26 protein-coding genes are annotated in these 26,946 nt (G+C 71.7%); 14 read left to right on the top strand and 12 right to left on the bottom strand.

Translation table 11 applies throughout. From position 1 onward, the window contains the following. Nucleotides 1–45: 45 nt before the first annotated feature. A complete protein-coding gene (locus tag ABH941_RS10930) occupies nt 46–552 on the top strand; it encodes a MarR family winged helix-turn-helix transcriptional regulator (RefSeq protein ID WP_370128636.1) in 507 nt (168 codons plus the stop codon). An 8-nt stretch (nt 553–560) separates the two neighbouring features. Here the strand turns inward: ABH941_RS10930 and ABH941_RS10925 are convergent, their stop codons facing one another. The 3 genes from ABH941_RS10925 to ABH941_RS10915 form a co-directional block, all read right to left on the bottom strand. After that, the gene (locus ABH941_RS10925) at nt 561–3,359 is read right to left on the bottom strand and encodes an AAA family ATPase (protein ID WP_370128634.1); all 2,799 of its coding nucleotides are present in this window, start codon (nt 3,357–3,359) and stop codon (nt 561–563) included. Between the two features lie 106 nt (nt 3,360–3,465). Beyond that, entirely contained in the window at nt 3,466–4,998 is a 1,533-nt protein-coding gene (locus tag ABH941_RS10920; protein WP_370128632.1) for an FAD-binding oxidoreductase, read from the bottom strand. A gap of 69 nt (nt 4,999–5,067) precedes the next feature. Continuing rightward, nucleotides 5,068–6,102 carry a methyltransferase gene (locus ABH941_RS10915; protein ID WP_370128630.1) on the bottom strand — a complete coding sequence of 345 codons (1,035 nt, stop codon included), beginning with the start codon at nt 6,100–6,102 and terminating at the stop codon, nt 5,068–5,070. A 512-nt stretch (nt 6,103–6,614) separates the two neighbouring features. On the opposite strand from ABH941_RS10915, the gene ABH941_RS10910 reads away from it, so the two are divergent. Next, nucleotides 6,615–7,649 carry a methyltransferase gene (locus tag ABH941_RS10910; protein ID WP_370128628.1) on the top strand — a complete coding sequence of 345 codons (1,035 nt, stop codon included), beginning with the start codon at nt 6,615–6,617 and terminating at the stop codon, nt 7,647–7,649. Between the two features lie 18 nt (nt 7,650–7,667). On the opposite strand, the gene ABH941_RS10905 is transcribed toward ABH941_RS10910, so the two are convergent. From ABH941_RS10905 to ABH941_RS10895, 3 genes are all read right to left on the bottom strand, one after another. Then, nucleotides 7,668–7,892 (bottom strand): hypothetical protein, encoded by a 225-nt coding sequence (locus ABH941_RS10905; protein ID WP_370128626.1) that lies wholly within the window; start codon nt 7,890–7,892, stop codon nt 7,668–7,670. A gap of 62 nt (nt 7,893–7,954) precedes the next feature. Beyond that, entirely contained in the window at nt 7,955–8,203 is a 249-nt protein-coding gene (locus ABH941_RS10900; protein ID WP_133996060.1) for an SCO4226 family nickel-binding protein, read from the bottom strand. A gap of 128 nt (nt 8,204–8,331) precedes the next feature. After that, entirely contained in the window at nt 8,332–8,898 is a 567-nt protein-coding gene (locus tag ABH941_RS10895; RefSeq protein ID WP_370128623.1) for a TetR family transcriptional regulator, read from the bottom strand. A gap of 84 nt (nt 8,899–8,982) precedes the next feature. Between ABH941_RS10895 and ABH941_RS10890 the strand changes: the two genes are divergently transcribed. Further along, nucleotides 8,983–9,915, top strand: coding sequence for an SDR family oxidoreductase (locus ABH941_RS10890; RefSeq protein ID WP_370128621.1), 933 nt, complete (start codon nt 8,983–8,985; stop codon nt 9,913–9,915). 120 nt (nt 9,916–10,035) lie between these two features. Beyond that, nucleotides 10,036–11,289, top strand: coding sequence for an amidohydrolase (locus tag ABH941_RS10885; RefSeq protein ID WP_370128619.1), 1,254 nt, complete (start codon nt 10,036–10,038; stop codon nt 11,287–11,289). A 27-nt stretch (nt 11,290–11,316) separates the two neighbouring features. On the opposite strand, the gene ABH941_RS10880 is transcribed toward ABH941_RS10885, so the two are convergent. Then, nucleotides 11,317–12,708 carry a CoA transferase gene (locus ABH941_RS10880; RefSeq protein WP_370128617.1) on the bottom strand — a complete coding sequence of 464 codons (1,392 nt, stop codon included), beginning with the start codon at nt 12,706–12,708 and terminating at the stop codon, nt 11,317–11,319. Between the two features lie 42 nt (nt 12,709–12,750). Then, nucleotides 12,751–13,275 carry a cysteine hydrolase family protein gene (locus tag ABH941_RS10875; protein WP_370128615.1) on the bottom strand — a complete coding sequence of 175 codons (525 nt, stop codon included), beginning with the start codon at nt 13,273–13,275 and terminating at the stop codon, nt 12,751–12,753. Nucleotides 13,276–13,418: 143 nt separating this feature from the next. Between ABH941_RS10875 and ABH941_RS10870 the strand changes: the two genes are divergently transcribed. Next, on the top strand, nt 13,419–14,021 hold the full coding sequence (locus ABH941_RS10870; protein WP_370128613.1) for a TetR/AcrR family transcriptional regulator: 603 nt from the start codon (nt 13,419–13,421) through the stop codon (nt 14,019–14,021). On the opposite strand, the gene ABH941_RS10865 is transcribed toward ABH941_RS10870, so the two are convergent. Beyond that, the gene (locus tag ABH941_RS10865) at nt 13,987–14,793 is read right to left on the bottom strand and encodes a hypothetical protein (RefSeq protein WP_370128611.1); all 807 of its coding nucleotides are present in this window, start codon (nt 14,791–14,793) and stop codon (nt 13,987–13,989) included. The two genes, ABH941_RS10870 and ABH941_RS10865, sit on opposite strands and share 35 nt — an antisense overlap. Nucleotides 14,794–15,018: 225 nt before the next feature. On the opposite strand from ABH941_RS10865, the gene ABH941_RS10860 reads away from it, so the two are divergent. From ABH941_RS10860 to ABH941_RS10845, 4 genes are all read left to right on the top strand, one after another. Continuing rightward, nucleotides 15,019–16,212, top strand: coding sequence for a sensor histidine kinase (locus ABH941_RS10860; RefSeq protein ID WP_370128609.1), 1,194 nt, complete (start codon nt 15,019–15,021; stop codon nt 16,210–16,212). After that, nucleotides 16,209–16,871, top strand: a complete 663-nt coding sequence (locus ABH941_RS10855; RefSeq protein ID WP_370128607.1) for a response regulator — start codon at nt 16,209–16,211, stop codon at nt 16,869–16,871. The genes ABH941_RS10860 and ABH941_RS10855 overlap by 4 nt, the downstream gene beginning before the upstream one ends. 78 nt (nt 16,872–16,949) lie before the next feature. Further along, on the top strand, nt 16,950–17,423 hold the full coding sequence (locus ABH941_RS10850) for a carboxymuconolactone decarboxylase family protein (RefSeq protein WP_370128605.1): 474 nt from the start codon (nt 16,950–16,952) through the stop codon (nt 17,421–17,423). 188 nt (nt 17,424–17,611) lie between these two features. Then, a complete protein-coding gene (locus ABH941_RS10845) occupies nt 17,612–18,331 on the top strand; it encodes a TetR family transcriptional regulator (RefSeq protein WP_370128603.1) in 720 nt (239 codons plus the stop codon). On the opposite strand, the gene ABH941_RS10840 is transcribed toward ABH941_RS10845, so the two are convergent. Next, nucleotides 18,240–18,875, bottom strand: a complete 636-nt coding sequence (locus tag ABH941_RS10840; protein ID WP_370128601.1) for a TetR family transcriptional regulator — start codon at nt 18,873–18,875, stop codon at nt 18,240–18,242. The two genes, ABH941_RS10845 and ABH941_RS10840, sit on opposite strands and share 92 nt — an antisense overlap. Before the next feature lie 243 nt (nt 18,876–19,118). Here ABH941_RS10840 and ABH941_RS10835 point away from each other — a divergent pair, with 243 nt between their 5' ends. Together ABH941_RS10835 and ABH941_RS10830 are read left to right on the top strand one after the other, a co-directional pair. Then, nucleotides 19,119–20,048: a ScbA/BarX family gamma-butyrolactone biosynthesis protein gene (locus ABH941_RS10835; protein WP_370128599.1), complete on the top strand. Its 930-nt coding sequence runs from the start codon at nt 19,119–19,121 to the stop codon at nt 20,046–20,048. Between the two features lie 22 nt (nt 20,049–20,070). Then, entirely contained in the window at nt 20,071–21,045 is a 975-nt protein-coding gene (locus ABH941_RS10830; protein WP_370128597.1) for an NAD-dependent epimerase/dehydratase family protein, read from the top strand. Nucleotide 21,046: 1 nt separating this feature from the next. On the opposite strand, the gene ABH941_RS10825 is transcribed toward ABH941_RS10830, so the two are convergent. Continuing rightward, nucleotides 21,047–21,703, bottom strand: coding sequence for an adenylate kinase (locus tag ABH941_RS10825; RefSeq protein WP_370128595.1), 657 nt, complete (start codon nt 21,701–21,703; stop codon nt 21,047–21,049). A gap of 80 nt (nt 21,704–21,783) precedes the next feature. Then, complete coding sequence (locus ABH941_RS10820; RefSeq protein WP_370128593.1) at nt 21,784–23,208, bottom strand: MFS transporter; 1,425 nt, start codon at nt 23,206–23,208, stop codon at nt 21,784–21,786. A gap of 380 nt (nt 23,209–23,588) precedes the next feature. On the opposite strand from ABH941_RS10820, the gene leuC reads away from it, so the two are divergent. Genes leuC through ABH941_RS10805 form a run of 3 tightly spaced genes read left to right on the top strand, consistent with a single transcriptional unit; the run spans nt 23,589 to nt 26,902 of the window. Further along, nucleotides 23,589–25,028, top strand: coding sequence for a 3-isopropylmalate dehydratase large subunit (gene leuC, locus ABH941_RS10815; RefSeq protein ID WP_370128591.1), 1,440 nt, complete (start codon nt 23,589–23,591; stop codon nt 25,026–25,028). Between the two features lie 2 nt (nt 25,029–25,030). Continuing rightward, the gene (gene leuD, locus ABH941_RS10810) at nt 25,031–25,624 is read left to right on the top strand and encodes a 3-isopropylmalate dehydratase small subunit (protein WP_370128589.1); all 594 of its coding nucleotides are present in this window, start codon (nt 25,031–25,033) and stop codon (nt 25,622–25,624) included. A 33-nt stretch (nt 25,625–25,657) separates the two neighbouring features. After that, nucleotides 25,658–26,902: a hypothetical protein gene (locus tag ABH941_RS10805; protein WP_370128587.1), complete on the top strand. Its 1,245-nt coding sequence runs from the start codon at nt 25,658–25,660 to the stop codon at nt 26,900–26,902. Nucleotides 26,903–26,946: the final 44 nt, after the last annotated feature.

Genomic DNA, 26,946 nt, shown 5'->3' with positions numbered 1-26,946 from the left:
AGTTTCAAGTCAAGATGATATTGGTTGTTTGCTAGTCTGTGGACTATGGCTGCCCCCTACACCACCGGCGTCCCCGCCGGCCGACTCCACGAGGATCTGCACTGGCTCTTCGCCCGGCTCAAGCAGGGACTCGCGACCGCCGAGGCCGCGGCGGTGCGCCCGCACGGGCTCAACCTGTGGGGGTACACGGTGCTCATGGCCATCGTGGAGGCCCCTGCGCGCAGTCAGTTGGCCCTGGCGCAGGCCGTGTCCGTCGACAAGAGCAAGCTGGTGGCCATCCTCGACGAGCTCGAGGACGCCGGCCTGGTGCGCCGCCGTCCCGACGCCGCGGACCGCAGGGCCCGCATCATCGAGGTCACCGAGCAGGGCCACCGCGCCCTGGACTCCGCCCGCGCCGATGTCGAAGCGATCGAGAGCCGGCTGCTGGCCGACCTGGACCGCCCCGCGCAGACCATACTCAGGGACGCGCTGCGCCGGCTTGCCGGGGAACCCATCGTCCGCATCGAGGAAGGGCGCCCGCCCACCACCGCCTGCGCGCCCCCGGAGGCCTGAGCACCCGTTCATGCCTGCAGCGCGCGGCCCAGTTCGGCGCGACCGCGAATACCCAGCTTGCGGTAGGCCCGCGTCAGATGGGTCTCGACGGTACGCCGGGTGACGAACAGCTCCCGGGCGATGGATCCGTTGGTGCATCCGGTGGCGGCCAGCGCAGCCACCCGGCGCTCGCTGCCGGTGAGTGCCCCGGTCCCGAACTGATCGCTCCGCCTCGGCAGGGCTCCTGCGGTGAGCAGTTCCGAGAGCACCCGCTCGGAGAGCGTGGCCGCGCCGATTCTCTGCGCGAGACGCAGTGCGCGCTTCAGCGTCTCCCTCGCCTCACGCTTGGCGTTGCCCCGGCACTGCACCACGCCCAGGGCAGTGAGCGTATAGGCCAACTCCAGCTGCGTGTCGCTGGGTTCAAGGATCTCCACGGCCCGTTTCAGGGCCGACTCCCCCTCCGGTCCCTGCAGGACCAGGCCCTGTGCGCGCAGCGCCACCGCGACCGTGCGCGGGCTTCCCCACAGGTACGCCGCCCGCAGTTCCTCCTCGGCCAGGCGCCCGGCCTCCTCGGTGTCCCCGAGCTTGTTCCACATCAGCGCGGCCTCGGAGCGCCACCGCAGCACCGCCGGATTGCTCACCCCCCACTCCTCCAACTGGCGTCCGCTGCGGGTCAGATCCTCCGCCGCGCCGTGGAAGTCCCCCTGCGCGGCACGGACCCTGGCGCGCATCGCCGCCAGCAACGGGTACGGCCACAACTCGGGGAGCGTTCCCGAGTATCCGCGGGACTCCAGCAGGACGGACGCCTCCTCGGCCCGGCCGGTCTCCACCAGGGTGGCCACCAACGGCACCAGCACCAGTGCCTGCAGGGGATCGGAGTAGCCCGGGTCCCCGAGGAACTCAAGGGCGTGCCGCGCGTCCTGCTCCGCGTCGCACAGCCGGCCCGCCTCGAAGCGGGCGCCGGCCCTCGCGACCAGTGCGACGACGGCGGTGAGCAGACCTCCGGCTTCGAGCGGCGCTGCCAGGACCGTGCTGCACCAGCGGTCCACCAGGCCGAGTTCGTCCGCCCACAGCAAGGTCAGGAGAGCGAGCAGCAGAGCCGTCCAGTCCTGGCAGCCGCGGGCGCCGTCCGTGAGCAGCCTGCGGATCCGGGAGACGGCATTCTTCGCCGTCGTCTCGCCCCTCGCCGCCGCCCGGGCGGTGTGCACCGCCGTCACCAGAAAGCCGTCGCCGGCCGGTCCGGCTGCGACACCCTCCAGCAGTTCCGGCTCCAGCGTGGACGTGGCGCGCCCGAGCCGGGCCACCAGGACCGCTCCCGCGTCCAGCCGATGCACGAGGCCGTCGCGCGACTGCGAGGGTGGATGCGCCAGCAGACGCGCCCGGCCCTGCGCAATGACCTCGCCGGCCTCCTCGGCCCGGTTCACCCGCACGAGCGCCTGCGCGCAGGTGAGGGCGACAGCGACCTGACGCTCGGGCGAACGCGCGGCGGACAGGCCGGGCCGCAGTCGTTGGGCCAGGCGCAGCGGGTCCGTGATCAACTCGATGTGGTCGAGATCCGTCTGCAGCTCCTCACGCAGCGGGCCCTCCATCGGCTCGCCCAGCGCGCGCAGCAGCAACTCCCTGGCTTCGTCCAGGCGGCGAGCGCGGACGGCCCCGGCCGCAGCCGCGCGCAGGACCTGCGGGGCCCACTCCGTGTCCGCGGGTTGCGACCGCAGCAGGTGGTGGGCGATGTCGTCGGGCGGTGCGTTGCGCTCGTGCAGCGTCCGGGAGATGCGGCCGTGCACCTCCTGCGGGTCGATGCTCGCCGGCATCCTGTGCAGAGCACCACCGACGACCGGATGCACGAAGGTCCACGGTTCGGACGCGGTGAGCAGGCCCATCCCGCAGAGCATGTCCAGCACGGTGGCCAGTTCCGACTCGGAGACCTCGGCGGCCTGCGCGACGAGCGCCCGGTCCTGGCGGCCCCCCAGCAGCGCGACGGTCTCCGCCACCCGCAGCACGCACGCGGGAAGGTGCGCCAGCCGGGCGCGCACCGCCCGGCCCACCACCTGGTCCAGCTCACCCGGGGGCTGCTGACCCGCCACGTCCGTGGCCGCGGTCAGCAGCCGTCCCTCCAGCAGGGTCGCGAGCAGCAGCGGATTGCCCCCCGTGAGTTCGTGGATGCCCAGCACGAGCGAGGCCGGAGTGGGGCCGAGCGTGCGATCGGCGAGCTCCTGGGTCCCGGCGACACTCAGCGCCGCGCACCGCAGGACGGTCCACACCCCGGCACCCCGAAGTCCGGCCGTCACCAGCGGGGCGGTGTCCGGCTCACCCGCTCTACGCGTGACGGCGATCAGCACCGGCAGTCCCTGAAGCCTGCGAGCCACGTAGGCCAGGGCCTGCAGGGAGGCCGCGTCGCAGAAGTTGAGGTCGTCCACGGCCAGGATGACCGGCGCCCGGCGGGCCAGCCGGCGGATCAGGCGCAGCACTCCGTCCAGCAGGTGCAGGCCGACCGGCAGTTCGCGGTTCCCGCGGTCGCCGGCGACCGCTGCCGGGCCGAGCGCCCGCAGTACGCTCGCGTCGCCCGGCTCCAGGGCCGGGAGTTCGGGCTCCAGCAGCTGGCGCAGCACACCGTAGGGGAACTCCGATTCGAGCACACTGCTGCGGGCGGTGCACACGGTGAGCTGACGGCCGCAGGCCAGTCTGGCGAGTTCGAAGAGGAGTTCGGTGCGGCCGGTTCCGCACTGCCCCTCGATGAGCAGGAGACCCCCGACGCCACGGCAGAGGCCGTCGATGAGGCGGTTCAGTGTGAGTGTCTGGGACCAACGTTCTGTCAGGATGTGGTTCACAGTTTCCCCCTGTGGTTGTGCTGCACCCTCTGTCCTCGGGTGGAGGCCCGGGCACGGTCGACCGCCCGGGCCTCCAGCACCGGATCACTGCAAGGTGCCCCTCCCGTCAGTTGATGCTCTGGGCGAAGCGGAAGAAGTTGGTGGGGTCGTAGCAGGCCTTCACCCGCTGCAGCCTGGGGTAGTTCTCCGCGTAGTAGGCGGAGGACCAGTCCGCCAGCAGCGGATCGAGGTAGTTCACATAGCTTTCCCTGTTGGAGTAGGGGTCGACGGCGTTGAAGCCCCCCGTGGCCCAGGCCTGGGCGGCGGACTGGTCGGACACGCTGGGAGTGGCGCTGGGCAGCCCGATGTCGAAGCTCACGATGAACTGCGAATCGCGGTGCACGTAGGCGGTGTCCGTACGCCCGAGGTCGTTCGCCCTGCCTCCCAGGACGATCGCGCGCATGAAGCGGGACTGCCCACTGGTTCGGTTGGCGTCGAAAGCGGCCAGCAGCGCATCGATCCCCGCCGCGGGCAGCGGGTCGCTGAACAGCCGGCTGCGGTCCAGCGACCATCCGAACCGGCCGAGCTGTCCGTCGCCGGTCGTCCCCACGCGGTGGCACTGCGACACCGTCAGGTTGCTGCAGCCGTACCAGTTCAGCATGCCGTTCGTGTAGGTGAAGTCGGCGGAGGTCCGGCTCGCGGGAGCATGGCCGACCAGCGCGACCAGGGCATCCAGAAGCGGCCCGGCCGCCGCCGGGTTCCCCATCCACACGCCGGCCACGCTCACCAGGGGCACATTGCCCGCCGCCGCGTCGAACAACGCGATGGCCGGCCCGGAGCTGAGCTGCCGGGGCCCGTCCAGCGCCCACTCCTGCCAGCCGGCCAGGACGTCGGCCGCCTGGTCCCAGGTCCAGGTGAGGGTGAAGTTGGTCATGGTGGTCACTGCGGTCGGCGCCATGCTGTACGAGGTGACGACCCCGAAGTTCCCGCCGCCGCCGCCGCGCAGCGCCCAGAACAGGTCGGCGTCATGCTTCGGCGAACAGGTCACCACCGTTCCGTCGGCGAGGACCACCTGGGCGGAGAGGAGGGTGTCGCAGGCCATGCCCAGCAGACGGGTCTCCCAGCCCAGGCCGCCACCTTGGATGAAACCGCCCGACCCGACCGTCGGGTAGAGGCCGCCGGGCAGGGCCAGCCCGGAGCCTGACAGGCCGTTCAGGACGTCGATCTGCAGCGCGCCGCCGCCGACGGTAGCCGTGCCGCCGCTCAGCTGGACGCCGTTGATCTGCGACACGTCCATGACAAGACCGGGGCCCAGAGAGAAGCCCGAGAAGCTGTGACCGCCGCTGCGCGGCGTCGCCGGCAGGCCGTTGGCACGGGCGAACACCAGACACGCGCTCACATCCGCGGCCGAACGGCAGTACGCGATGGCCGCCGGGTTGACGGAGTCGAACTGGGACCACTGGATCTGCTTGGCCGTCGCATAGTTCGTGTCCGAGGGCAGCACCAGCGGCCCGCTCAGCCGTCCCGCCAACCCCGCCCAGTCGGGCCCCGCGGCCTGCGCGAACACAGCGGGCAGCGCACCCGACGCGCTCACCGCCGTCGCCGCTGCGGTCGCCGCCGCGGTCGCCCCCAGGCGGATGAACGATCTCCTGCTGACCATGAATTCAAGCCTCTCGCTCAGGACGTGACAAGCGGTCGCCTGTCACGCAGTGCAGGGTGTGCGCGGGTGTCACACCCGTACTGCCTCGACCAGGCCGTGAACCAGGGTCCCGCCGGTGTTCTCGGCCTGGACGACCTTGGTCAGCCGGAAGCCCGCGCTTGCGAGCAGCACGCCCCAGTCGCCCTCCGTGCGCTCCTTGCCCCCGAGGATCACCAGCATGAACAGGTCGGCGAGCATGCTCGGATGCAAGCCGCCCCCCTCGGGGACCACGCTGTCGATGACCACGAGCCTGCCGTGCGGCGGCATCGCCTCGTGCACACGCCGCAGGATCCGCCGCGAGTCGTCATCGTTCCAGTTGTGCAGGACCCGGGAGAGGATGTAGGCGTCCCCTCCGGAGGGGACCGAGTCGAAGAAGCTTCCGCTGACCACCTCCACCCGGTCCGCCACGCCCAGTTCGGCAAGATGCTCCGGGGCCTCGGCGGTGACCACCGAAAGGTCGTGCAGCACCCCGGTCATGCCCGGGCGCCCCTGCAGGACGGCGGCGAGCAGCGTCCCGATCCCGCCACCCACATCGACCACCCGCCGGACACCGGCGAAGTCGTACCGTTCCAGGGCGGCGACCGCGGGCGCCAGCGACGTCACGCCCATGGCCCTGTTGAACAGTTCGTTCTGCGCGGGGTTCGCGTCCAGGAAGTCGTAGTACGCGGCACCGTGGACCCGGTCGAAGGCCGGCTGCCCCGTGCGGACGCTGTGCAGGACCTCGGTCCAGGCGCCGAAACAGGCTCCGCTCTGCAGCATCACGCCGTAGCGGAACCCGCCGGGCGCATCGCTGCGCAACAGGCTGCCGGCCTCGGTGAGCGAGAAGCGCCGGCCGGGATGGCTCGCGAGGACACCCAGCGCGGCCAGGACCCGGCAGAAGCGGTACAACGCGTCCTCGTCGGCCTCGACAGCGGCGGCGAGGTCGGTGACGGACATGGGCTCGGAGCTCAGGAGATCGGCCAGCCCGAGCTCGGCCGCCACATAGATGGTCTGGCCGATCCACGGTCCGCCCATCTGGTACAGCTGCATCAGGTCCAGGCTCATCGAAGGGGCTTCGGTCGACACAGGGTTCCTCCTCGGGTTACGGATCATTCCGGGACTCACGAACAGGGAACTCATCCGGGCCAGAAGTCGGACGTACGCGCAACGGATGGACTGCCCAGTGAAGCGGTTCGGACGAAATGTCGGTACCGATCGCATATATAAGATCCCCCCGGAAATCGCACAAAGCTAATCACCAAAGGTGGCGGGACGCCAGATAGCTGGCTCGAAATATGCCCAAGACGGCGAGAAATGGTTGCGAGTCGAACAGTGATGCACCTGAAGTGCAAATTTGCCCCGATTCGCCCGGCCCTGCCCATGCAAGAGTTCTTACCGAGTGCCGTTCGGACCTTCGGCCGAAGCGGAACGGACCGGTGCACTCCTGTCACCCCGGAGGCACCAGTACAAAGACCACGATATTTCTGTCCGAACCATCGTTACGGCCCTATCCAATTGCCGTGTCTAGCATTCGCTGGATTCCCGGCGCATACTGGATCGGCAGCTGCGAGATATCCGCCCCCCATTCAGGAGGACCCATGTCGGCCGGCAATCGCGAAACACCCGATCTGATGGCGCTTTACCACGCCTCGGGCCCGTGGATCAGCCAAACCCTGTTCGTGGCCGCTCAGCTGGGGCTCGCCGACCTTCTCAGCGACAAGCCCAGGCGCGTGAGCGAGATCGCCCAGGCGACCGACAGCAACGAGGATGCCCTCTACCGCTTCTGCCGGGCACTGACCGTCTTCGGCATGCTGACCGAGCACCCCCAGCGGTCGTTCGCACTCACCCCTTCGGGCGCGGTGCTCGCACGGGACGCGCCCAACGGCTTCCGGGACGGAGTGCTCCTGCAGAGCGGCGCGGTGTTCCGCGCCTGGGGCGACGTGCTGCACACCGTCAGAACCGGGCTCCCCGCCTTCGACAAGACCTTCGGCATGGACTACTTCGAGTTCCTCGCCTCGCACCCCGAGGAAGCCGCCCTGTTCAACCGGGCCATGGGCGCCACCATGGCCGGCGCGGTAGCCGCGATCCAGCGCTACGAGTTCGCCGGATGCAACACCGTCGTCGACGTCGGTGGGGGCGACGGCAGGCTCATCGCCTCCGTCCTGGCCCGCCACCCCCAGATGAAGGGCATCCTGCAGGACCTCCCCGAAACCGTCGAGCAGGCCCACCAACAGCTGGTCCCCGCCGGAGTCGCCGACCGTTGCGCACTCCTCGGCCAGGACTTCTTCGAAGCGGTCGCCCCCGGCGGCGACGCGTACCTGCTCTCCCGGGTCCTGCACGACTGGAACGACGACAAGGCCCTGCAGATACTGCGGCAGGTCCGCACCTCCATGCCCCCGCATGCCCGCCTCGTCATCGTCGACAGCGTCCTGCGCCCGACGGACGACGAACAACTGAGCGTGCTCGGCGACCTCCTGATGCTCGTCATCCTCGGGGGGAAGGAACGCAGCGAGGCCGACTGGACCGCTCTCCTGGACTCGGCCGGATTCGACATCCGGCACATCACCGACGACCCCGGAACGGAGACGACCCGCGGGCACAGCATCATCGAAGCCGTACCGCAGCCACGCTGACGACGCCGCGTGCCCGGTTCACTCCTCCCACTGGTGCGGGCCGCCGCCGATCCACTGGACGCTTCCCTCAAGCTCCAGGTCGAGGTCCTCCAGGCCGGCGCGGCGGCAGAACTCGACGACGTCCCGCAGCGAGTGGGCCTTGCCGACCTGCACGCCCAGGATGTCGACGCGCCGGAACGGCGGAGTGGCGTCGACGACGGGGTGGACGACGACATGCGGGTGGTGGTGCTGCGGGTCGCTCATGTGCCCAGCGTGGCGGCAACGGCGCAGCTCGGCATCCCGAGGCCGGTCAGGACCGGGACGGCTCAGATGCTGAGCGCCACCGGGTGGATCTCGCTGGCCGGGTGGCCGCTCCTGGCGTGGATGCGCTGGACCGCTTCCGCGGAGGGGGCCTCGGACAGGCAGTACACGGTGCCCGAGACCGGGTCGGCCCAGGCCTTCTCGAAGTGGACGCCCTCCTCGCCCTCGATCGCGAGGTCCGCGTTGTGTGCCTCCTTGAGCTGCTCGGCCGTGATCCCGACCATCCCGTGATGGACATCCATGAACGTGGTCATCGCTCTGCACCTCCGGTATCGGGACGGGGCTCGGCGGAACCCCGCCGAGCATTCCCGTCAAGAATTCCCGCCAAGAACCATGGTCCGCCTGATGCAGGACCGTCGCCATGCAGTGGCGTCGGCCTCGCTCACCCCGCTGTCGCGGTCGCCGCCAGCTCCTCCATCGACTCCCTGACGACCTTCGTCAGCGGCCCCTCCGCGGAGTCCGCGATCCAGCGGGCGAACGCCACCCGGAAGGCGGCCATGCCCGTCTCCGCGACCAGGCGCGCGGGCCAGAGGCCGAGACCGCGCTCGCCCAGCGCCGCGGCGATGTCCCCGGCCATCGCGGCGAGCTTGACCAGCTCGCGTTCCTGCAGCTCAAGGTGGGCGTCGATGACAGCCTGACGCAGTTTCACGTCCTCGGGCCGTTCCTGGACCATCCCTGCCGCCGCCTCCAGCCCGAGCGAGACCACCGCGAAGGGAGGCAGCGAGGCCGGCGCCTCGGCGATCGCTCGCACGACCACCTCCCGCAGCAGGTCCGTGCCGGCGAACAGCACATCGCGCTTGTCGGCGTAGTGCCGGAAGAAGGTGCGTTTCGTCAGGCCGGCGCGTTCGGCGATCTCCGCGACCGTGGTCTGGTCGAAGCCGCGCTCGCGGTACAGCTCCATCGCGGCCCGCCCCAGGCGGCCACGCGCGTCCGGCTCCCATCGTCCCATCCCCCCATCATAGTGATGACATCTGGTGTCATCATGGGTAGAGTGATGACACCAAGTGTCATTGACTCTCCGGAGGTTTCCCTCATGCACGTTCTCGTCACCGGCGCTTCCGGTCACCTGGGCTCCGCGGTCCTCCCGGAACTGCTCACGGCCGGCCACCGCGTCGTCGGCCTGGCCCGTTCGGACGCCTCGGCCGCCGCGACAGCCGCGCTCGGCGCGGAGGTCCGTCGCGGCGACCTGGACGACCTCGACGGCCTGCGCGAGGCCGCCGCGGCAGCGGACGGCGTCATCCACCTCGCGTTCAAGCACGAGGCGATGCGCAGCGGCGCCTTCGCCGACGCCGTGGACGCCGACCTGCGCGCCGTCCAGGCCATGGGCGACGCCCTGGCCGGCTCCGGCACCGGCAAGCCGCTGGTCATCACCGCGGGCACGCTGATGCTCGCCCTCGGCGGCATCAGCGGACGGCTCGGCACCGAGGCCGACACCCTGCCGTCCGGGCCGCGGGTCGACACCGAGAACGCGGTGATCGCCATGGCCGAGCGGGGTGTACGGTCCTCGGTCGTGCGGCTGCCCCCGCTGGTGCACAGCGACCTCGACCACCACGGTTTCACCCCCGCGCTGATCGGCTTCGCCCGCGCCAACGGCTACTCCGGCTACCCCGGCGAGGGCGACAACCGCTGGCCGGCCGGCCACACCCTGGACGCCGCCCGGCTGTTCCGCCTCGCCCTGGAACAGGCCCCCGCGGGCACCCGGCTGCACGCCGTCGGCGACGAAGGCGTGCCGATCCGCCGGATCGCCGAGGCCATCGCCCGCAATCTCGACCTCCCCGCCAAGTCCGTTCCCACCGAGGAGGTTCCCGACTACTTCCAGTTCCTTGCCGCCTTCATCCCCCTGGACAACCCCGCCTCCAGCGCTCGCACCCGCGAGCTGCTCGGCTGGGAGCCGGCCCACCCCGGCCTGATCGCCGACATCGACGCGGGCCACTACTTCGCCCCCACGGGCGGGCAGGAGCGCTGACGGACTCCGCCACCCTGCTGAACAGGCGGCGCATTCGGGGGACGCCGCTGCCGCCGGAAACCGGACCGCACCAGCGCTGGGTACGGTGCGCCGCGGGGACATGACCTGAGGAGGCGGCGCATGGACCGGACCGTGATCGCGAACCTCGCGGACCTGCGCGAGGACCTGGCCGCGCTGTACCGGGACCTGCACCGGCACCCGGAGCTGTCCCTGCAGGAGACCCGCTCGGCCGGCCTGCTCGCACAGCGTCTGCGCGACGCCGGCTTCGACGAGGTCGCCGAGCGGGTCGGCACCACCGGCGTGGTCGGCGTGCTGCGCAACGGGGACGGCCCGGTGGTCATGCTGCGCGCCGACTTCGACGCCCTCCCGGTGCAGGAGAAGACCGGCCTGCCCTACGCCAGCCGGGCGCGCGGGGTGGACCCGGAGGGCCGCGACGTCCCGGTGATGCACGCCTGCGGACACGACATGCACGCCGCCTGCCTGGTCGGTTCGGCCACCCTGCTGGCCGGGGCGCGCGACCGCTGGCGCGGAACGCTGCTGGTGGTGTTCCAACCCGCCGAGGAACTGGCCTGCGGCGCCCGCGGCATGGTCGACGACGGCCTGTTCGAGCGATTCCCCGCACCGCAGATCGTGCTGGGACAGCATGTGGCACCGCTGCCGGCCGGTGTCATCGGCTACGGCACCGGCCCGGTGATGGCGGCCGCCGACTCGCTCAGCGTCACCCTGCACGGCCGCGGTGCGCACGGCTCCCGTCCGGAGGCCTCCATCGACCCGGTGGTGATGGCCGCGAGCGTGGTCACCCGGCTCCAGGGCATCGTGGCGCGCGAGGTGCCGCCGGCCGAGTCCGCCGTGGTCACCGTGGGTCGCCTGCAGGCGGGGACCAAGGACAACATCATCCCCGACACCGCCGAACTCGGCGTCAACATCCGCACCTACACCCCGCAGACCCGCGACCTGGTCCGTGCGGCGATCGAACGCATCGTCCGCGCGGAGTCCGCCGCCAGCGGCGCCGATACCGAACCGACCCTGACCTGGTTCGCCAGTGCCCCGGCCCTGGTCAGCGAACCCGACTCGACGAGGGCCACGATGGCCGCCTTCACCGAGCACTTCGGCGAGCAGCGGATCCAGACGATGCCGCTGGTGAACGCGAGCGAGGACGTCGGCGTCTTCGGCGAGGTGCTCGGGGTCCCGACCGTCTTCTGGTTCTGGGGCGGCCTGGAGCCGGAGACCGTCGTCGCCGCGATGCGGGAGGACCGGTTCGACCAACTTCCCGGCAACCACTCGCCCTTCTTCGCTCCGCTGATCGAACCCACCCTCAGCACCGGCGTCGAAGCCCTCACCCTCGCCGCCCTGACCTGGCTCGGCACACCCTGAACCGACACACCCTGAACTGACGCGGCCTCAGTTCGAGCCGGTCCAGCGCGGTAGGTCGCTGCCCCAGCGGGTCGACGGCCGGGCCCAGGTTCTGGGTGCTCCCTCGTAGTGGACGGGCGGGAGGGCGTACCGCAGCCGCCCGTAGTCGGAATCGGTTTCGGCCAGCCACAGTTCCGGCTCTGCGTCTCCGGCCGACACCGCAGCGCTCTTGACGCTCCGCACCAGCCAGGCCGCCGTCCCCGCCAGCGAGAAACCCAACTCCGCTCCCCCTCCGCCCGACTGACGCTCGCTCAGAGCCCGCAGTACACCGGCGGCGAGCAGGTAGCCGGTGCCGTGGTCCAGGGCCTGGGCGGGCAGGACGCCGGGGCGGCCGTCGCGGCCGCGCTCGATCGCGGCGATGCCGGTCGCGGCCTGGACCAGGCTGTCGAAACCGCGCCGCCGCGACCACGGTTCCGACCCGCCCCAGGCCCGGAGGTGGGCGACGACCAGGCCGGGGCGGCGCGCCAGCAGGGCCTCGGGCGAGAGCCCGTGCCGATCGAGCGCGCCCGGACGGTAGCCCGTCACCACGACGTCCGCGGTGTCCAGGAGGGCTTCGAAGGTCTGCCGGTCCTCCGCCGCGGTGAGGTCCAGCAGAGTGGAGCGCTTGCCCATACCGGTGTCCGTGTGGGCGTCCGCGGCCTCACCGGGCGACGGCGGGTCGACGCGCAGCACGTCCGCGCCGAGCAGCGCGAGTGTGCGGGTCGCGACCGGGCCCGCGATCACGCGGGTCAGGTCGAGCACCCGCACCCCGCTCGCGGGCAGCGGTCCCGGCGGCAGCGCCCGGGGCGCGCCCCCCGTCGCCGGGGTCCGACGCATCGTCACCAGCGGGCGGCCGTCCAGCAGATGGGCTCCGTCGCCGGGCCACTGTGCCACCGCGACGGCCAGTCCGCCCCGGGCGTAGACGGACTCCTGGACCGACCGCGCCGGCCGGGACGCCAGAGTTCGCGCCAGCGCCTGTGCCAACTCCTGGTCGTCGCCGGTGTCCTGGATGCCCAGGGCGTCCAGCAGCCGGGCCCGGTGGTGCGGGTAGTTGGCGTGGGTGCGGACCCAGCCGTCGTCCGCGCGCCAGAAGCCGGACAGCGGCGCGAAGGACGTGGGAGCCCTGCCGTCGATCCGCAGATGGCGTTCGCTGACGAACGCGGTCGCCACCGCCGCCTCGTTCACCCGTACCGCGGGGAGCGGAACCCCGTCGCGCAGGGCCAGCAGCTCCGCCGCCGCCAGCGAGCAGACGCCCACGCAGGCGCGGGCCAGCTCGCGCACGGGCAGACGGGCCGGCAGGACGTCCCCCGCGCCGTCGTAACGGACCCCCGCCGCGAGCTCGGCGCGGCCTCCCAGCGCGGTCCAGGCGTCAACGGTCGCCGCATCGTCTGTGTACGTCATCCCGCAATTCTGGCGGACGGCGGCGAGACGGAGCGAGCCCGGTCAGCCGCGCAGGTCGGCGAGCTCGGACAAGTCCAGCACCCGGGCGATGCGCCAGAGCCCGATCCAACTCTCCGGGAAGACGGACGCGTCGATCAGCGCGGCGTGCGCCCGCGCGTCGGGATCGGCGCAGGCGTCGGCGCAGACGGCGACCTCGTAGCCGGTGTCGTACGCCCACCGGGCGGTGGACAGCACCGTACCGGAGGTGGCCACACCGGCGATGACGACCCGTTCGACGCCGGACGCGCGCAGCCGGGCGTCCAGGTCGGTGCCGGCGAAGGCTCCCATGGTGGACTTGGCCAGCACCGGTTCGTCCCCCACGGGCCCCAGCAACGGGTGCAGTTGACCGCGCATCGCCTCGTGGACGATGTGGAACACCGGCAGCCCGGCGGCCCTCGCCGACTCCAGTGCCTTGGCGGCGTTCGCCGCGACATCGTGGTCATGGCTGAAGTTCTCGACGATGTAGGTCGCGAAGTCCAGCGCGAGAAATGCCGTCCGCGCGGGTGTCGTCCGATCAGCCGTGGTCATGCGTTCTCCCTCAGCGAGCACGTCGGGGCAGCCAATCGGAGAGTGCGCCCCGGTTACCCGGTTACGCTAGCATAATCGGAGACAGCGCCCCGGTTGATGCCCAGGGGACCGAACCGCAGCCGGACCCAGGGACGGAGACCCGCGTGCAGGCCGAGCAGAGACCGCTGCGTGCCGACGCGCGCCGCAACCGGGAGCGGCTGCTGGAGGTGGCCCGGCAGGCCTTCGCCGCCGAGGGGCTGTCCGTCCCGCTGGACGAGATCGCGCGCCGGGCCGGGGTGGGTCCGGGCACCCTCTACCGGCACTTCCCCACCAAGGAGGCGCTGTTCGAGGCCGTCGTCCATGCGCGGCTGCGGCACCTCGTCGACCAGGCCCGGGCCCTGCGCGACAGCGAGGACCCGGGAGCGGCGCTGTTCCTGATGCTCGACCGCATCGTCGCCGACGCCGCCGCCAAGGCCGACCTGGTCGACGCCCTGGCCGGGGCGGGCGTCGAGGTCCGGACCGCGGTGGCCGCGTCGGCTGCGGACCTCCGCGGCGAGATCGGCCATCTCCTCGCCGCGGCCCAGAAGGCCGGCACGCTGCGCGACGACATCGACATCGCCGACCTGATGACCGTCCTGTCCGGCGTGCTGCTGGCCCTGCGCCACCCGGCCACCCGGGTCACCGACCCCCGGCGCACCCTGGCGATCCTGCGCGACGGCCTGCGCGCCCCGGTCAGTCCACCGCGGGGAGCGGGTTCTGCCGACTGACCTCCGCCCGGTGCCGGACGACGACCAGGGCGAGGACGGCGAGCAGCACCAGCCCGGTGGCCAGGCTCATCGGCCCCGTCCCGAGCTGGAGGCCGTCGCCGTAGGGGGCCGGGACGCCGAGCCAGTCGGCGAAGGAGGCGCCGAGCGGGCGGGTGATGGTGTAGGCGAACCAGAAGGCGAACACCTCGTTGAACCGCAGCCACGTGTAGCCCGCCGCCGGCAGCAGGATGACCGCGAGGAACACGAACGTGGAGTCGAGCGTGCCCAGGCCGAGCGGCCCGGCCACGAAGTCACCGGCAGCGGTGCCGAGGGCGAAGGTGAAGATGACGGTGAGCCAGTAGTACACCTCGCGCTGCCTGGTGGTGATGGAGTGCATGTCCAGGGTCTTCTGACTGCGGTACCAGGAGATGAACACCGCTCCCTGCAGACCCAGCAGCATCACCGTGGACCCCCACAGCGGCATCCCCAGGTTCTTGTTCAGGTAGTCGGCCGACATGGTGCCGAAGATGCTGACGGCGGTTACCGTCAGCCAGTAGACGGCCGGGATGTACTTCCTGGTGGCCACCTGCCAGACCAGGCAGACGGCCAGCAGGCCCATGGCTCCCAGGATGGCCACGTTCCTGCCGATGTAGTCGTTGAAGAAGACGTAGTCGGAGAGCGCCTCTCCGAACGCCGTCGTCCCCAGTTTCGCCACCCAGAAGATCAGCGTGACTTCCGGAACCTTGACCAGGAGGTCCGTTCGGACCCCGGGTACGACCGTGCTCTGTCCCATGCGACACCTTCTCCTTCATCCGCTTCATCCGCCCAGGGCTCCGCCTGCCTCCGGGGTGCACCGAAGAGTACGAACCCACCCCTGTTGTGTGGATCGGACGATCGTCGTCATTTCGCACGGGCCGTACGACCTTTGGATGACCCGGCCGCCCACCTGCGCCTTCCCGGGGTGCGGGCGGAGCCGGGCCCCGGGGCCCGGAGTTGACGTCCCTGTAGGATCCCGACGGTGATTCCCCTCAGCCCGCCACCGCGCCCCGCCGCCGGCCGGCCGCACCCGGCACTCACTCTGGCTGTGCTGGTCGGGCCACCGCTGGTCGTCGCCGTCGCCGCGACGCACGCACTGCTCTACGACGACTCCGACCCGCTGTGCTGGACCCTGGCGATGGCGACGATCTGGCCGCTGCTGCTGCGCCACCGCGCGCCCGTCCCGGTGTTCTGGCTCTGCTGGGCGGCAGCGGTGGGGTCATGGGCGCTCGGGTCCATCGAGGTCCCGGCGTTCGCGGTGCTGGTCGCCTTCTACACCGTGGTCGCCCTGCGCGGGGCGCGGTACGCCGCCGCAGCGGCGGTGGCCGTCGAGGCCGGGGTCGTCCTGGTGGCCCTCCAGGTCGCCCCGCCCGGCAGCCTGAACGACGCTGTGATCATCCTCACCGGCCTGGCCGCCGCGGTGTTCCTGCTGGGCACCACCATGCGCAACCAGCGCCGGTACCTGGCCTCCGTCGAGGACCGGGCGCAGCGCCTGGAGCAGGAACGGCTCCAGCAGCAGCAGCTCGCCGCCGCGACCGAGCGGGCCCGGATCGCGCGGGAGATGCACGACATCGTCGCCCATGGCCTGGTGGTCGTCATCGCCCTGTCCGAGGCGGCGGCCGCGACGGCCGGGACCGACCCGGAAGCCGCCCGCGGGCAGATGCTCCAGTCCGCGTCCGCCGGGCGGCAGTCCCTGGCCGGCATGCGCCGGCTGCTGGGCATGCTGCGTGCGGACGACGGGGCGGACGACGGTGTGGACCTCGCCCCGCAGCCGGACCTGGACGCGCTGCCGCCGCTGGTCGAGGAGACCCGCCGCACCGGCCTGGACGTGCGCCTCACCGAGACCGGCAGCCGGGAGGCCCTGAGCGCGGCGGCGCAGACCACGGTCTACCGGATCGTCCAGGAGTCGCTCACCAATGTGGTCAAGCACGCCCCCGAGGCGTCCAGGGCCGATGTGGTGCTGCACTGCGGCCGCGACCTGGTGCGCTTCTGTATCACCGACGACGGTTGGCGAGTAGCCTCCCTCCGCGGGGAGCACCGCATCGCGATCGGCGCCGGGGACGGGCTCACCGGGATGCGGGAGCGGGCGGCGATGTTCGACGGTGAGCTGTACGCGGGTCCCACCGCGGACGGGTGGGCGGTCGCCGGTGAGCTGAGACTGGAGGATCCGCGGTGACGATCTCGGTTCTGCTCGCCGACGACCAGGCGCTGGTGCGGATGGCCTTCCGCGCCCTGTTGGACACGATGCCGGGGATCACCGTGGTCGGCGAGGCCGCCGACGGCGACCAGGCGGTGGACCTAACCCGAAAGACCTGCCCCGACGTGGTGCTGATGGACATCCGGATGCCCGGCACGGACGGCATCGAGGCGACCCGGCGGATCGCCTCGGAGACGGCCTCGCGCGTGCTCCTGCTCACCACCTTCGACCTGGACGACTACGCCTTCGGCGGGCTGCGCGCGGGCGCCTGCGGCTTTCTGCTCAAGGACGCGGTCCCGGCCACGCTCGGCGAGGCGATCCGCGCCGTCGCCTGCGGGGACGCCGTGCTCACCCCGCGGATCACCCGCGGCCTGGTGGACCGCTTCGCCCGGATCGCCCCCTGGCCCCGCGACGAGCACGCCGGCACCCGCTTCGCCCAGCTGACCCCGCGCGAGCAGGAGGTCTTCCGCCTGATCGCGGCAGGACTGAGCAATGCCGAGATCGCCGAGCGGCTGTTCCTGACCGAAGCCACCGTCAAGACCCACATCACCCGCATCCTCGCCAAGCTGCAGCTCCGCGACCGGGTCCAGGCCGTCATCTTCGCCTACGAGCACCAACTGCGCGGCCGAGCGGGCTGAGCCCCCATGTCACATCCGGTCGGGCTGTTCTGTCCTAGGGGTGTAGCAACCACCACCAAGGCATGGGAGTTCACCACCATGGATGCTCGCCTCAACCTCTTCACCAGCACCGTCGGGGCCCAGGCCCTGAAGTACGTCAACTCGGCGGGGAAGGTGATCTCGGACTCGACCCTGCCGGCCGCGACGCAGGAGCTGGTGAAGCTCCGCGCCAGCCAGATCAACGGCTGCGGGTTCTGCACGGACATGCACTCCAAGGAGGCCGCGCACGCCGGGGAGACCTCGGTACGCCTCAACCTGGTCGCGGCCTGGCGGGAGGCCACGGTCTTCACCGACGCCGAGCGCGCCGCGCTGGAGCTGACGGAGCAGGGCACCCGTATCGCCGACGCCGCCGGCGGCGTCACGGACGAGGCCTGGGCCAGCGCCGCCAAGTACTACGACGAGGAGCAGCTCGCGGCCCTGGTGTCGCTGATCGCGCTCATCAACACCTACAACCGCGTGAACGTCATCGTCCGGCAGCCGGCCGGCGACTACCAGGTCGGCATGTTCGGCTGAGCCGTACCTGAACGAGGTCCCGCACCGTCGTTCCGGGCGCCGTCCCCACGGGGGCGGCGCCCGCGTGCGTGGCGGTCAGCGCAAGGGTCGACGCCCGAGGAACAAACCGCTCAGATGGTTTGTATACTGTCGAGCGTCGAGCCGACGAAACCAAGCACAAGGGGTGGTGGAGGATGCAGGAGCGGGCCTTGCGTACGCGGATGTTCCTGGTGGAAAAGGCCGCCGAGGTGTTCGCCCGGCGTGGCTACCGGGGCGCCTCACTCGACGAGATCGCCACGGCGGCCGGGGTCTCCACCGGGGCACTGCACTTCCACTTCCCGACCAAGGTGCAGCTCAGCGATGCCGTCCGCGCGGCCGGGCAGCCGGCCCTGCGCCTTCTCGTCCAGAGTCTCGACACCCGTCGCCCGGCACCGGTGCAGCAACTGATCAATCTGTCGCAGCTGGTGCTGGAGTGGCTCGCCAGAGACGTGAAGGTGCGGATCGCCGTCCGGATGCACCATGAACTGCCACCGGCCCCGGAGTCGGGGCCCGACTTCTGCACGGACTGGCTGTACGAGATGCGCGTGCTCACCGCCCTGGCGGCCCGGAGGGGGAACCTGCTCCCCGGGCTCGGCCTCCCGGAGGTCGACGCGACGATCGCCGCGGCGACCGCGGGCGCGGAGCTGCTCGCCGGGCGACAGGGACGCTGCCGCGGCGTCTCCGAGATGGCGGCGACCTGGCGGCTCATCCTCCCCGGACTGGTGGGCGAGACGGCGGCCCGCGGCCTCGATCCGTACGGCGGCCTGCATCTGGGAAACGGATCCCGGCCCTCGCCGATCAGCCGGACGGCGCCGCCGGCGGTCCCCCGGCTTCCGGCGCCTGCGCTCCCCGCGCGTGTGCCCGCGCCCGTGCCTGCGCCCCGGCGATGAGCAGTTCGCAGGAGCGCTCCGCCTTCGCCCGTGCACGGTCCGGTCGGCCGAAGGTCCGAGCCATCGCCTGAGCTCCGAGCAACGCGCCCATCAGGGCGAAGGCGAGGGCGTCGGCCTCCGCCCCGGCAGCGGGCGACGGTGGGCGGCCGCGCTCCCCCCGGGCGGCCAACTGCCCTGCGAGCGCGTCGATCAGGAGCCGGTACCGCGGGGCCGGAGGATTCGGGCAGCCCTCGACGATCAGCCGCAGCCCGGCCTGCACGATCAGGTCACCGTCCGACAGCGCCGCCAGCTCGCGGGCGAGGCCGTGCGCGCTCGTCTCGGCCGCGGCCCGGACGAATCCGCTCACCAGCTGCGCCTCGCAGGCGTCGACCACCACTTCGGCGAGTTCCTCCTTGGCCGCGAAGTGGAAGTACAGCGCGCCCCGGGCCGTACCGGACCTGCGTACGATCTCGGCCACCCCCGCGCCGACGTAACCGCGCTCGCCGAACGTCGACGCGGCGCCGGCGATGATCGCACCCCTCGTACGCTCCGCCCGCTCCTGCACCGTCGGGTACCTCCCTGTCAGCGCTGGGAACGATTGCCCCGACTGTAGCCCCAGCAAATCCTTGACCCAAATAAAAACCGGATGGTAGGTTTTTTTTATGGCCACGGAAGCCGTGCTTCAGCCAGAGGGGGACCATCCATGTCGCTCAAGGAAATCGCCTTACCGTCCGCTGTCGCGGACCACCGGACAGCAGGCCGATCAGCCGACCGCACAGCGTCCGAGCCCAGTGGGCCGGGGGGCACGATGGTCGAGGACTTCTTCGCCCGCACGGTACCGCGCAAGCTGGTGCACCGCTCGGCGATATCCGAAGTTCTCGTCACCGCCTGCCGGGCGGTCGCATCCGACAGCTTCACGGTGGGGGCCCAACTCCCGCGCGCACACAGTTTCTACGGTCCGGTCGCGGCCCGCTGGCACGATCCGCTGCTGGTGGCCGAGGCCATCCGCCAGGCCGGCCTGGTCGTCTGCCACCAGGAGCTCGGTATTCCCCTGGACCACCAGTTCCTCATGCACGAGCTGGCCTACGACATCGACCTGAACGGGCTGCTGGTCGCGGACCGGCCGGCCGACCTGGTACTCGCCGTCGAGGTCCGCGATCTGCGACACCGGGCCCGGACCGTGTCGGGCGCCCGCCTGGAGATGACGGTCCACCGGGACGGGCGCTGGCTGGGTACCGGCGGAGCGCGCTTCGACTGCGTCTCCCCCGCCGCGTACAGCCGGATGCGCTCGATCGGGGGTTGTCCTCCCGAAGCCGCAGACCCACCGGCCGAAACGCCAGCCCCGGCCCTGCCGACACCCGTCGCGCCGGCCGCGGTCGGCCGCGACCGTCATATGGACGTGGTCCTCTCCCCGGCCACCGGGCCGGCCGCCTGGCTGCTGCGGGCCGATCGGTCGCACCCCGTGCTGTTCGACCACCCGGTCGACCACGCCCCCGGCATGCTGCTCGCCGAGGCGGCGCGCCAGGCGAGCGCCGCGCTGCTCGGCCGGCCCGAGGCCCTTCCGGCCGCCTTCCGGATCGACTACCTGAGCTACGTCGAGCTGGACGCCCCCTGCGTGGTGCGTGCACAGGTCCTGGAGCAGGCCGGCGACCTCGCGCAGGTGCGGGTGACCGTCGCCCAGGGCGGGGAGGTGGCGGTCCGCGGCCAGGTCACCGTCGTGACCGGGACCGGTGCCTGACCGGACGTCCCGTCCCCTGCTCGTGACGGGGGCCACCGGGTTCGTCGGCAGCGCGGTGGTCCGGGAACTCCTCGCCCGGCAGGACCGCGCGACTGCCGGCGCTGCCGCCGTCGCCGGATCGTCCGGGCACAGGTTTCTGGCCCGCCGCGTTCCGGCGGGCCGCCCGGCCGGGGTCGGTGAGTGGCGCACGGCCGACCTCGACGACCCGACCACGCTGCGGGGTTGCTGCGACGGGATCGACACGGTGCTGCATCTGGCCTCCCGGATAGGAGGCGACCCGGAGCAGTGCCGGCGCACCAACCTGCTGGGAACCGAGGCCCTGCTCGCCGAGGCGCACCGGGCGGGGGTCCGCCGGGTGGTCATGCTGAGCACCGCCGCCGTGTACGGCGACGGCCCTCACCGCGGCTGCCGGGAGGGCGAGTTGACGCCGGCCCCGGTGTCCGCGACGAGCCGCAGCAGGCTCGCTGCGGAGCGCGTGGTGCTCGCGCACGGCGGAACCGTGGTCAGGCCGCATCTGATTCACGGGCCGGGGGACCGCTGGGTGCTGCCGGGCATCGCCGACCTGGTCCGCAAGGTGCCCGCCTGGCCCGGCGGAGGACGGGCCAGGCTGTCGCTCGTCGCGGTCGAGGACCTCGCCAGGGCCCTGCTGGCGCTGGCGCTCGACGACGGGCGCCCGCTCCTGTCCGGACGCGTGCTGCACGCCGTCCATCCGGAGCCCGTGAGCGTACGGGAGCTGATCGGAGCGGTCTGCGGACTGCTCGAACTTCCGCTTCCCGGAACGGAGCTGGACCGCGACCGGTTGACGCGTCGTCTGGTCGCGGCGGGCGCGGATCCCGCGGACCGACGGCCCGCCCTGCTGACCGTCGACCGTTGGTACGACGGCGACGCCTTGTGGCGCTGCACCGGAGTCGAGCCGGGGCCGGGATTCGCGCACCGGCTCGGGGAGCATTCCGGCTGGTACCGGGCGGCGCTCGGCGTGGGAGCCCGATCGGGCTGAGTCAGCGCCGGCTCGCCGCCAGCGCCCGCTGCACCCGGTTCCCGACCTCGGCGACCGGGCCCAGCGCGTCCACCCGGCGCAGCAGGCCCGCCCTCAGGTAGTAGTCCACCAACGGGGCGGTCTCGCTCCGGTACAGCTCCTGACGGCGCAGCACGGTCGCCGGTTCGTCGTCGGTCCGCCGATGGAGCGCGCCGCCGCAGTAGTCGCACTCCCCCGCCCGCAGCGGGGGTGCCGTGTCCTGGTGGAAGGTGTGGGACGGGTCGCGGCCGCACACCCGCCGACCGGCGATCCGCCGGACCACCTCGTCGTCGGGGAGGTCGAGGAGCACCGCTGCGCTCAACTCCTGTGCGCGGGAGGCGAGAATCCGGTCCAGGGCCTCGGCCTGCACGGTGCTGCGGGGGAAGCCGTCCAGCAGGAAACCGTCGGCGGCGTCGCCGTGGGAGAGCCGTTCTTCGACCACGGCCACGGTCAGCGCCGTGGGCACCAGCCCGCCGGTGGTCATGATGGCGCGCACCTGTTCGCCCAGGGCCGTCCCCCGTTCCACATGACCCCGGAACAGGTCCCCGGTGGAGATGTGCGGAACGTCCAGGGACGCGGCCAGGAGCACGGACTGGGTGCCCTTGCCGGCACCCGGCGGGCCGAGCAGAACGAGGCGCATGGTGAACCTTTCCGAGTGGGTGCCGGCCAGGCTGTCCGTCCGGCGCCGGACGGACAGCCCCCTGGCTGGTGGACGGGCGGTCAGCGGGTGGAGGCCTGCTGCGGCGTCTCCGGTGCGGCGATGCGTACCGGTGCCACCGGTGCGGTCACCGCGACCGCGGAGTCCTCCACCCGCCCGGGTCGGCTGCGACTCAGCATCGCGACCAGCCCTGCGGAGAGGATCATCATGGCACCGGCCAGCCACAGGCCGGGCCTGGTCGAGCCGCTGTATTCCTTCAGCCAGCCGGTGACGTACGGTGCGGCGAATCCGCTGAGGCTGCCCACCGTGTTGACCAGCGCTATCCCGCCCGCCGCCGCCCGCCGGCTGAGCATCTCGGTCGGCAGCGCCCAGAACACCGGGATCGCGGACAGCACGGCCACCGCGCACACCGAGATGGCGGCCATGGTGGGCAGCGGACCGCCGAGGTAGAGCGCGCACGGGATGACCGCGCCGGCGACCAGCGCGGGTACGGCGACGTACGGGGCGCGCGACGGCGCCCGCTGGGCCCGCTTCGCCCAGCCCACCATGGCGGCCGCCGCCAGCACGTACGGAACCGCGTTGATCAGCCCCCGCTGGATGATAGAGAAGTGGCCGCCGGACTGCGTCTCGAAGCCCTTGATGATGGTGGGCAGGAAGAAGCCGAGGGCGTACTGACCGTAGATGATGCCGAAGTAGGCCAGCGCCAGCCCCCACACCCGGGGTGCCAGCCACTCCCTGGAGGCGCTGCGGTCCGCCGGTGCCGCTGCTCTGGACGACGCGGCGGCGTCCTGGTCCAGCCGGGCCGTGAGCAGGGTCCGCTCCTCCCCGGTCAGCCAGCGCGCGTCGCGCGGTCCGTTGGGCAGGAGTCTCCAGACCGCGACGGCCAGGAGCAGCGCGGGCGCTCCTTCGAGCAGGAACATCGCCCGCCAGCCGGCCACCCCGAACAGGCTGTCGCTCCACTGGATCAGCATCCCGGACAGGGGCGCCCCCAGGGCCGTGGACAGGGGCAGGGCCAGGAAGAACCACGCCGTCAGCCGGGTGCGCACGTCGTCGGGGAACCACAGCGTCAGGTAGAGCACGATGCCGGGCAGGCACCCCGCCTCGGCGGTGCCGAGCAGGAACCGGGCGACCTCCAGCTCGGTCGCGTTCTGGACGAAGGCGGTGAGCGTGGCGACCACGCCCCAGACCACCAGGATCCGCGCCAGCCAGGAGCCGGCGCCGAATCTGTGCAGGGCCAGGTTGCTCGGCACTCCCAGCAGCGAGTAGCCGAGGAAGAAGATCCCCGAGGCCAGGCCGAAGGCGGTGGAGGTCAGGCCGAGGTCGTGGTTCATGCCGTTGGGCCCGGCGAAGGCGATGTTGCTGCGGTCCAGATAGCTGATCAGGTAGAGCAGGCCGAGCAGCGGAAGCAGCCGCTTGGCGGCCTTGCGGTGGAGGGCGGCGAGCAGCCGGCCGTCGTCGGTGGGCAGGGGTGTGCTCAGGTGCGTCATTGATCGTCTCCAGACAAGCATGCGGACGATGGGTTGCGCGAGAAGAGCGAAAGAACGGAATGCGCCGACAGGGCACCCGGGAGAAGTCCGGTCGTCGTCGACCGGCACGGAACTCGAATGACAACTGCTTCCGGAGCGGCCGGGTGAAGATCACGGCAAGTCTCCGCAGTATGTCCGATCGAAAATGACCGTAAATGGCGTGAGCGGCCATTGGCAAGCCTTTTCTTGAATCCGTCGGCGGGCGGTGCGAAAGTTATGAAGAGTCCTTTTTGTCTGCTATGCGATGAAATGTAAGCTGGTTGACAACAGACCGCGTATGCGGTTTTCTTTGACTGTCAGGCGAAATCGCGGTGCCCGCAATACGAGACAGGAACTGTGAAGTGACTGGTCAGACCCTTGCCGAGAAGGTGTGGGACGCACACCTGGTGAGCCGGCAGCCCGGAGAGCCGGACATCCTCTACATCGACATGCACCTTCTCCACGAGGTGACGAGCCCTCAGGCGTTCGACGGACTCGGGCTTCGCGGGCGGCAGGTCCGCCGCCCCGGACTCACCCTCGCCACCGAGGACCACAACACCCCGACCCTGAATATCCTCAAGCCCATCGAGGATCCTTTTTCACGGGCTCAGGTCGAGGCCATTCGGGAGAACTGCAAGAAATTCGGTGTACGAATTCATGAACTCGGCGACCCCGGCCAGGGAATTGTTCACGTCATCGGCCCGGAGACCGGTCTCACCCAGCCCGGAATGACCGTGGTCTGCGGCGACTCGCACACCTCGACGCACGGGGCCTTCGGCGCGCTGGCGTTCGGCATCGGCACCAGCGAGGTCGAGCACGTGCTCGCCACCCAGACCCTGCGGCTGCGCCCGTTCCGCACCATGGCCGTCAACCTGGTCGGCACCCCGCGGCCCGGCGTCACCGCGAAGGACATCATCCTCGCGGTGATCGGCCGCATCGGCACCGGGGGCGGCCAGGGGCACGTCATCGAATACCGCGGCGAGGTGCTCGCGGGGATGACCATGGAGGCCCGGATGACGATCTGCAACATGTCGATCGAGGCCGGCGCGCGGGCCGGGATGATCGCGCCGGACGAGACCACCTTCGCCTACCTGCACGGTCGCCGCTACGCCCCGGGCGGCGCGCTCTGGGACCAGGCCGTCGCGCACTGGCGCACGCTGCGCACCGACGAGGACGCGGTGTTCGACAAGGCGGTCGACATCGATCTGACCGAACTCACCCCCTACGTCAGCTGGGGCACCAACCCGAGCCAGGTGCTGCCGCTGTCCGCCGCCGTCCCCGCCCCGGAGGACGTCGCCGACCCGGACCAGCGTGCCGCCTGCGAACGCGCGCTGGAGTACATGGGCCTGAAGCCCGGTCAGGAGCTGACCGGCATTCCGGTCGACGCCGTCTTCCTCGGCTCCTGCACCAACGGCCGGCTGGAGGACCTGCGCGCCGCGGCGGCGGTACTGCGCGGCCGCTCGGTCGCCCCGGGCCTGCGCATGCTGGTGGTCCCCGGGTCCGACCGGGTCCGCGAGGCAGCGGAGAGCGAAGGGCTGCACCACGTCTTCCGGGACGCCGGCGCCGAGTGGCGCAATGCCGGCTGCTCGATGTGCATGGCGATGAACCCCGACTTCCTCCAGCCGGGCCAGCGCGCGGCCTCCACCTCCAACCGCAACTTCGAGGGCCGTCAGGGAGCGGGGTCCCGCACCCACCTGGTCTCGCCCGCCGTCGCCGCGGCCACCGCGGTGGCCGGGGCGCTCAGCTCCCCCGCCGACCTGCCCGCACCCCCTGCCGCCCGCTCCGTCACCGACGAGGTCTGACCATGCAAGCCTTCCGTATCCACACCGGCCGCGTCCTGCCGATGCGACGCAGCAACGTCGACACCGACCAGTTGATCCCGGTCCGCTTCCTCAAACGGCTCACCCGGACCGGCTACGCCGACGGGCTGTTCGCCGCCTGGCGTGAAGACTCGGAGTTTGAACTCAACCGTCCCGAGTACGCCGGCGCGAGCGTGCTGGTGGCCGGCCCCGAGTTCGGCACCGGCTCCTCCCGCGAGCACGCGGTGTGGGCACTGCTCGACAGCGGCTTCCGCGCGGTGATCTCCTCCCGGTTCGCGGACATCTTCCGTGGCAACTCGCTGAAGAACGGTCTGCTGACGATCCAGCTCGACCAGGGCACCGTGGAGGCGCTCTGGCGCCGGGCCGAGGAGTTCCCCGCCGAGGCCGTCACGATCGACCTGGAGTCGCTGGAGGTACGGGCGGGCGACCTGCGGGTCGGCTTCGAACTCGACCCCTACCACCGGATGCGGCTGCTCGAAGGGCTCGACGAGGTGGACGCCACGCTTCGGCACGAGGCCGCGGTCAGCGCCTACGAGGCAGGTCGTCCGGCGTGGATGCCCACGGTCGGGGCCGTCTGAGCCATCCGCCACCAACTCGGAACGGAGGACCCGATGTCCAGCGCCGTACGGAGATTCACCGCGTACCGAATCCTGTCCCGGAGCTACTTCCACCTGACGATCCTCTTCGTCTTCTTCTACGACCGGGGGCTGTCCCTGCCCGGTGTCGAGGCCGTCCTCGCGGTCTACGGGGCCACCCTGGCACTGGCCGGGCCCGTGGTCCGGCCCATCGCCGCACGGCTCAGTCTCACCGCCGCGGTCTCCCTCGGGGAGGTGCTCAAGGCCGTCGGGCTGCTGCTGCTCGCCGCTCCGGGCGGCATACCGGTGGCCGTGGTCGCCCAGGTGGTCGCGGCACTCGGCTTCTCTCTGGCCAGCGGCACCGACTCGGCGCTGCTCGCCGAGATCTGCCGCCGCGACGGCGAGGACGCACGCGCCTGGGAGAGCCGCAGCGGTTCGCTCACCTTCATCGCGGCCCTGGTCGCCGGGGTCGCCGGAGCCGTCCTCTACCAGGTGAGCCACAACGGCCCGTTCGTGCTCTCCGCGCTCATGTCGGCGCTGGCCGCCGCCATGGCCGTGAGCGCGGGCCGCGGCCTGGACCGCGGCACCGCCTCGGCGGCACCGCGGCCCACCGGCGCGGCCCCGGCCGCCCCGGCCGCCGCCGGCCGGGCCGGAACCGGTCCGCACGCCGGAGCGCTCCGCCGCTGGGCCGCCTTCTACACGATCGTCCGCGGCTTCGTCCTCGCTCTCTTCATCGGCTTCCTGCCCTACCTGCTGTACGTCCGGCTGCACGCCGCGCTTCCGGTCTTCGGGCTGATCCTCGGCTCGTACACGCTCAGCGGCTACTTCAGCGCCCGCTACGCCAAGCTCCTGACCGAGCGGATCGGCGCCAGGGGGACGGCTCTCGCCGCCATCGTGCTGACCGGTGCCGGGCTGCTGATCCTGCTCTGGCAGGAGAACGTCGCCGGCGCGGCCGTCGCCACCGTGGCCCTCGGCCTCGGCGTCGGCGGGGTACGGCCGATGGTGGTGGGCGCGGTGAACGACATCCTGGCCGATCGCCCGGCCACCGAGCGGGCGGCGGCGCTGCGTGCCAACGAGGCCAGGTTCGCGGCCTTCAACACCGTTCTGATCCTGCTGGCCGGACTGGCCCTGGACCGGATCCCCTTCTCCCATCTGCTCGCCGGGCTCGCCCTGGGCTACCTGCCGGTGGCCGGTCTGGTCCTGGCGGCGCTGCCGCGCGGCAACGACGCGGCGGCGGAACCGGCGGAGGCCGCGCCTGCTCCGGCCGCCACGGCCCGCTGATCCGCCCCACACACCGACCATCTCCCCCGCTGTCGACACCACAT

Origin of the sequence: Streptacidiphilus sp. EB103A, from assembly GCF_041261405.1 — a bacterium.
GTDB lineage: Bacteria > Actinomycetota > Actinomycetes > Streptomycetales > Streptomycetaceae > Streptacidiphilus.
The sequence above is the reverse complement of the archived record's forward strand: the minus strand, read 5'-3'. Positions and strand labels throughout refer to the sequence as shown.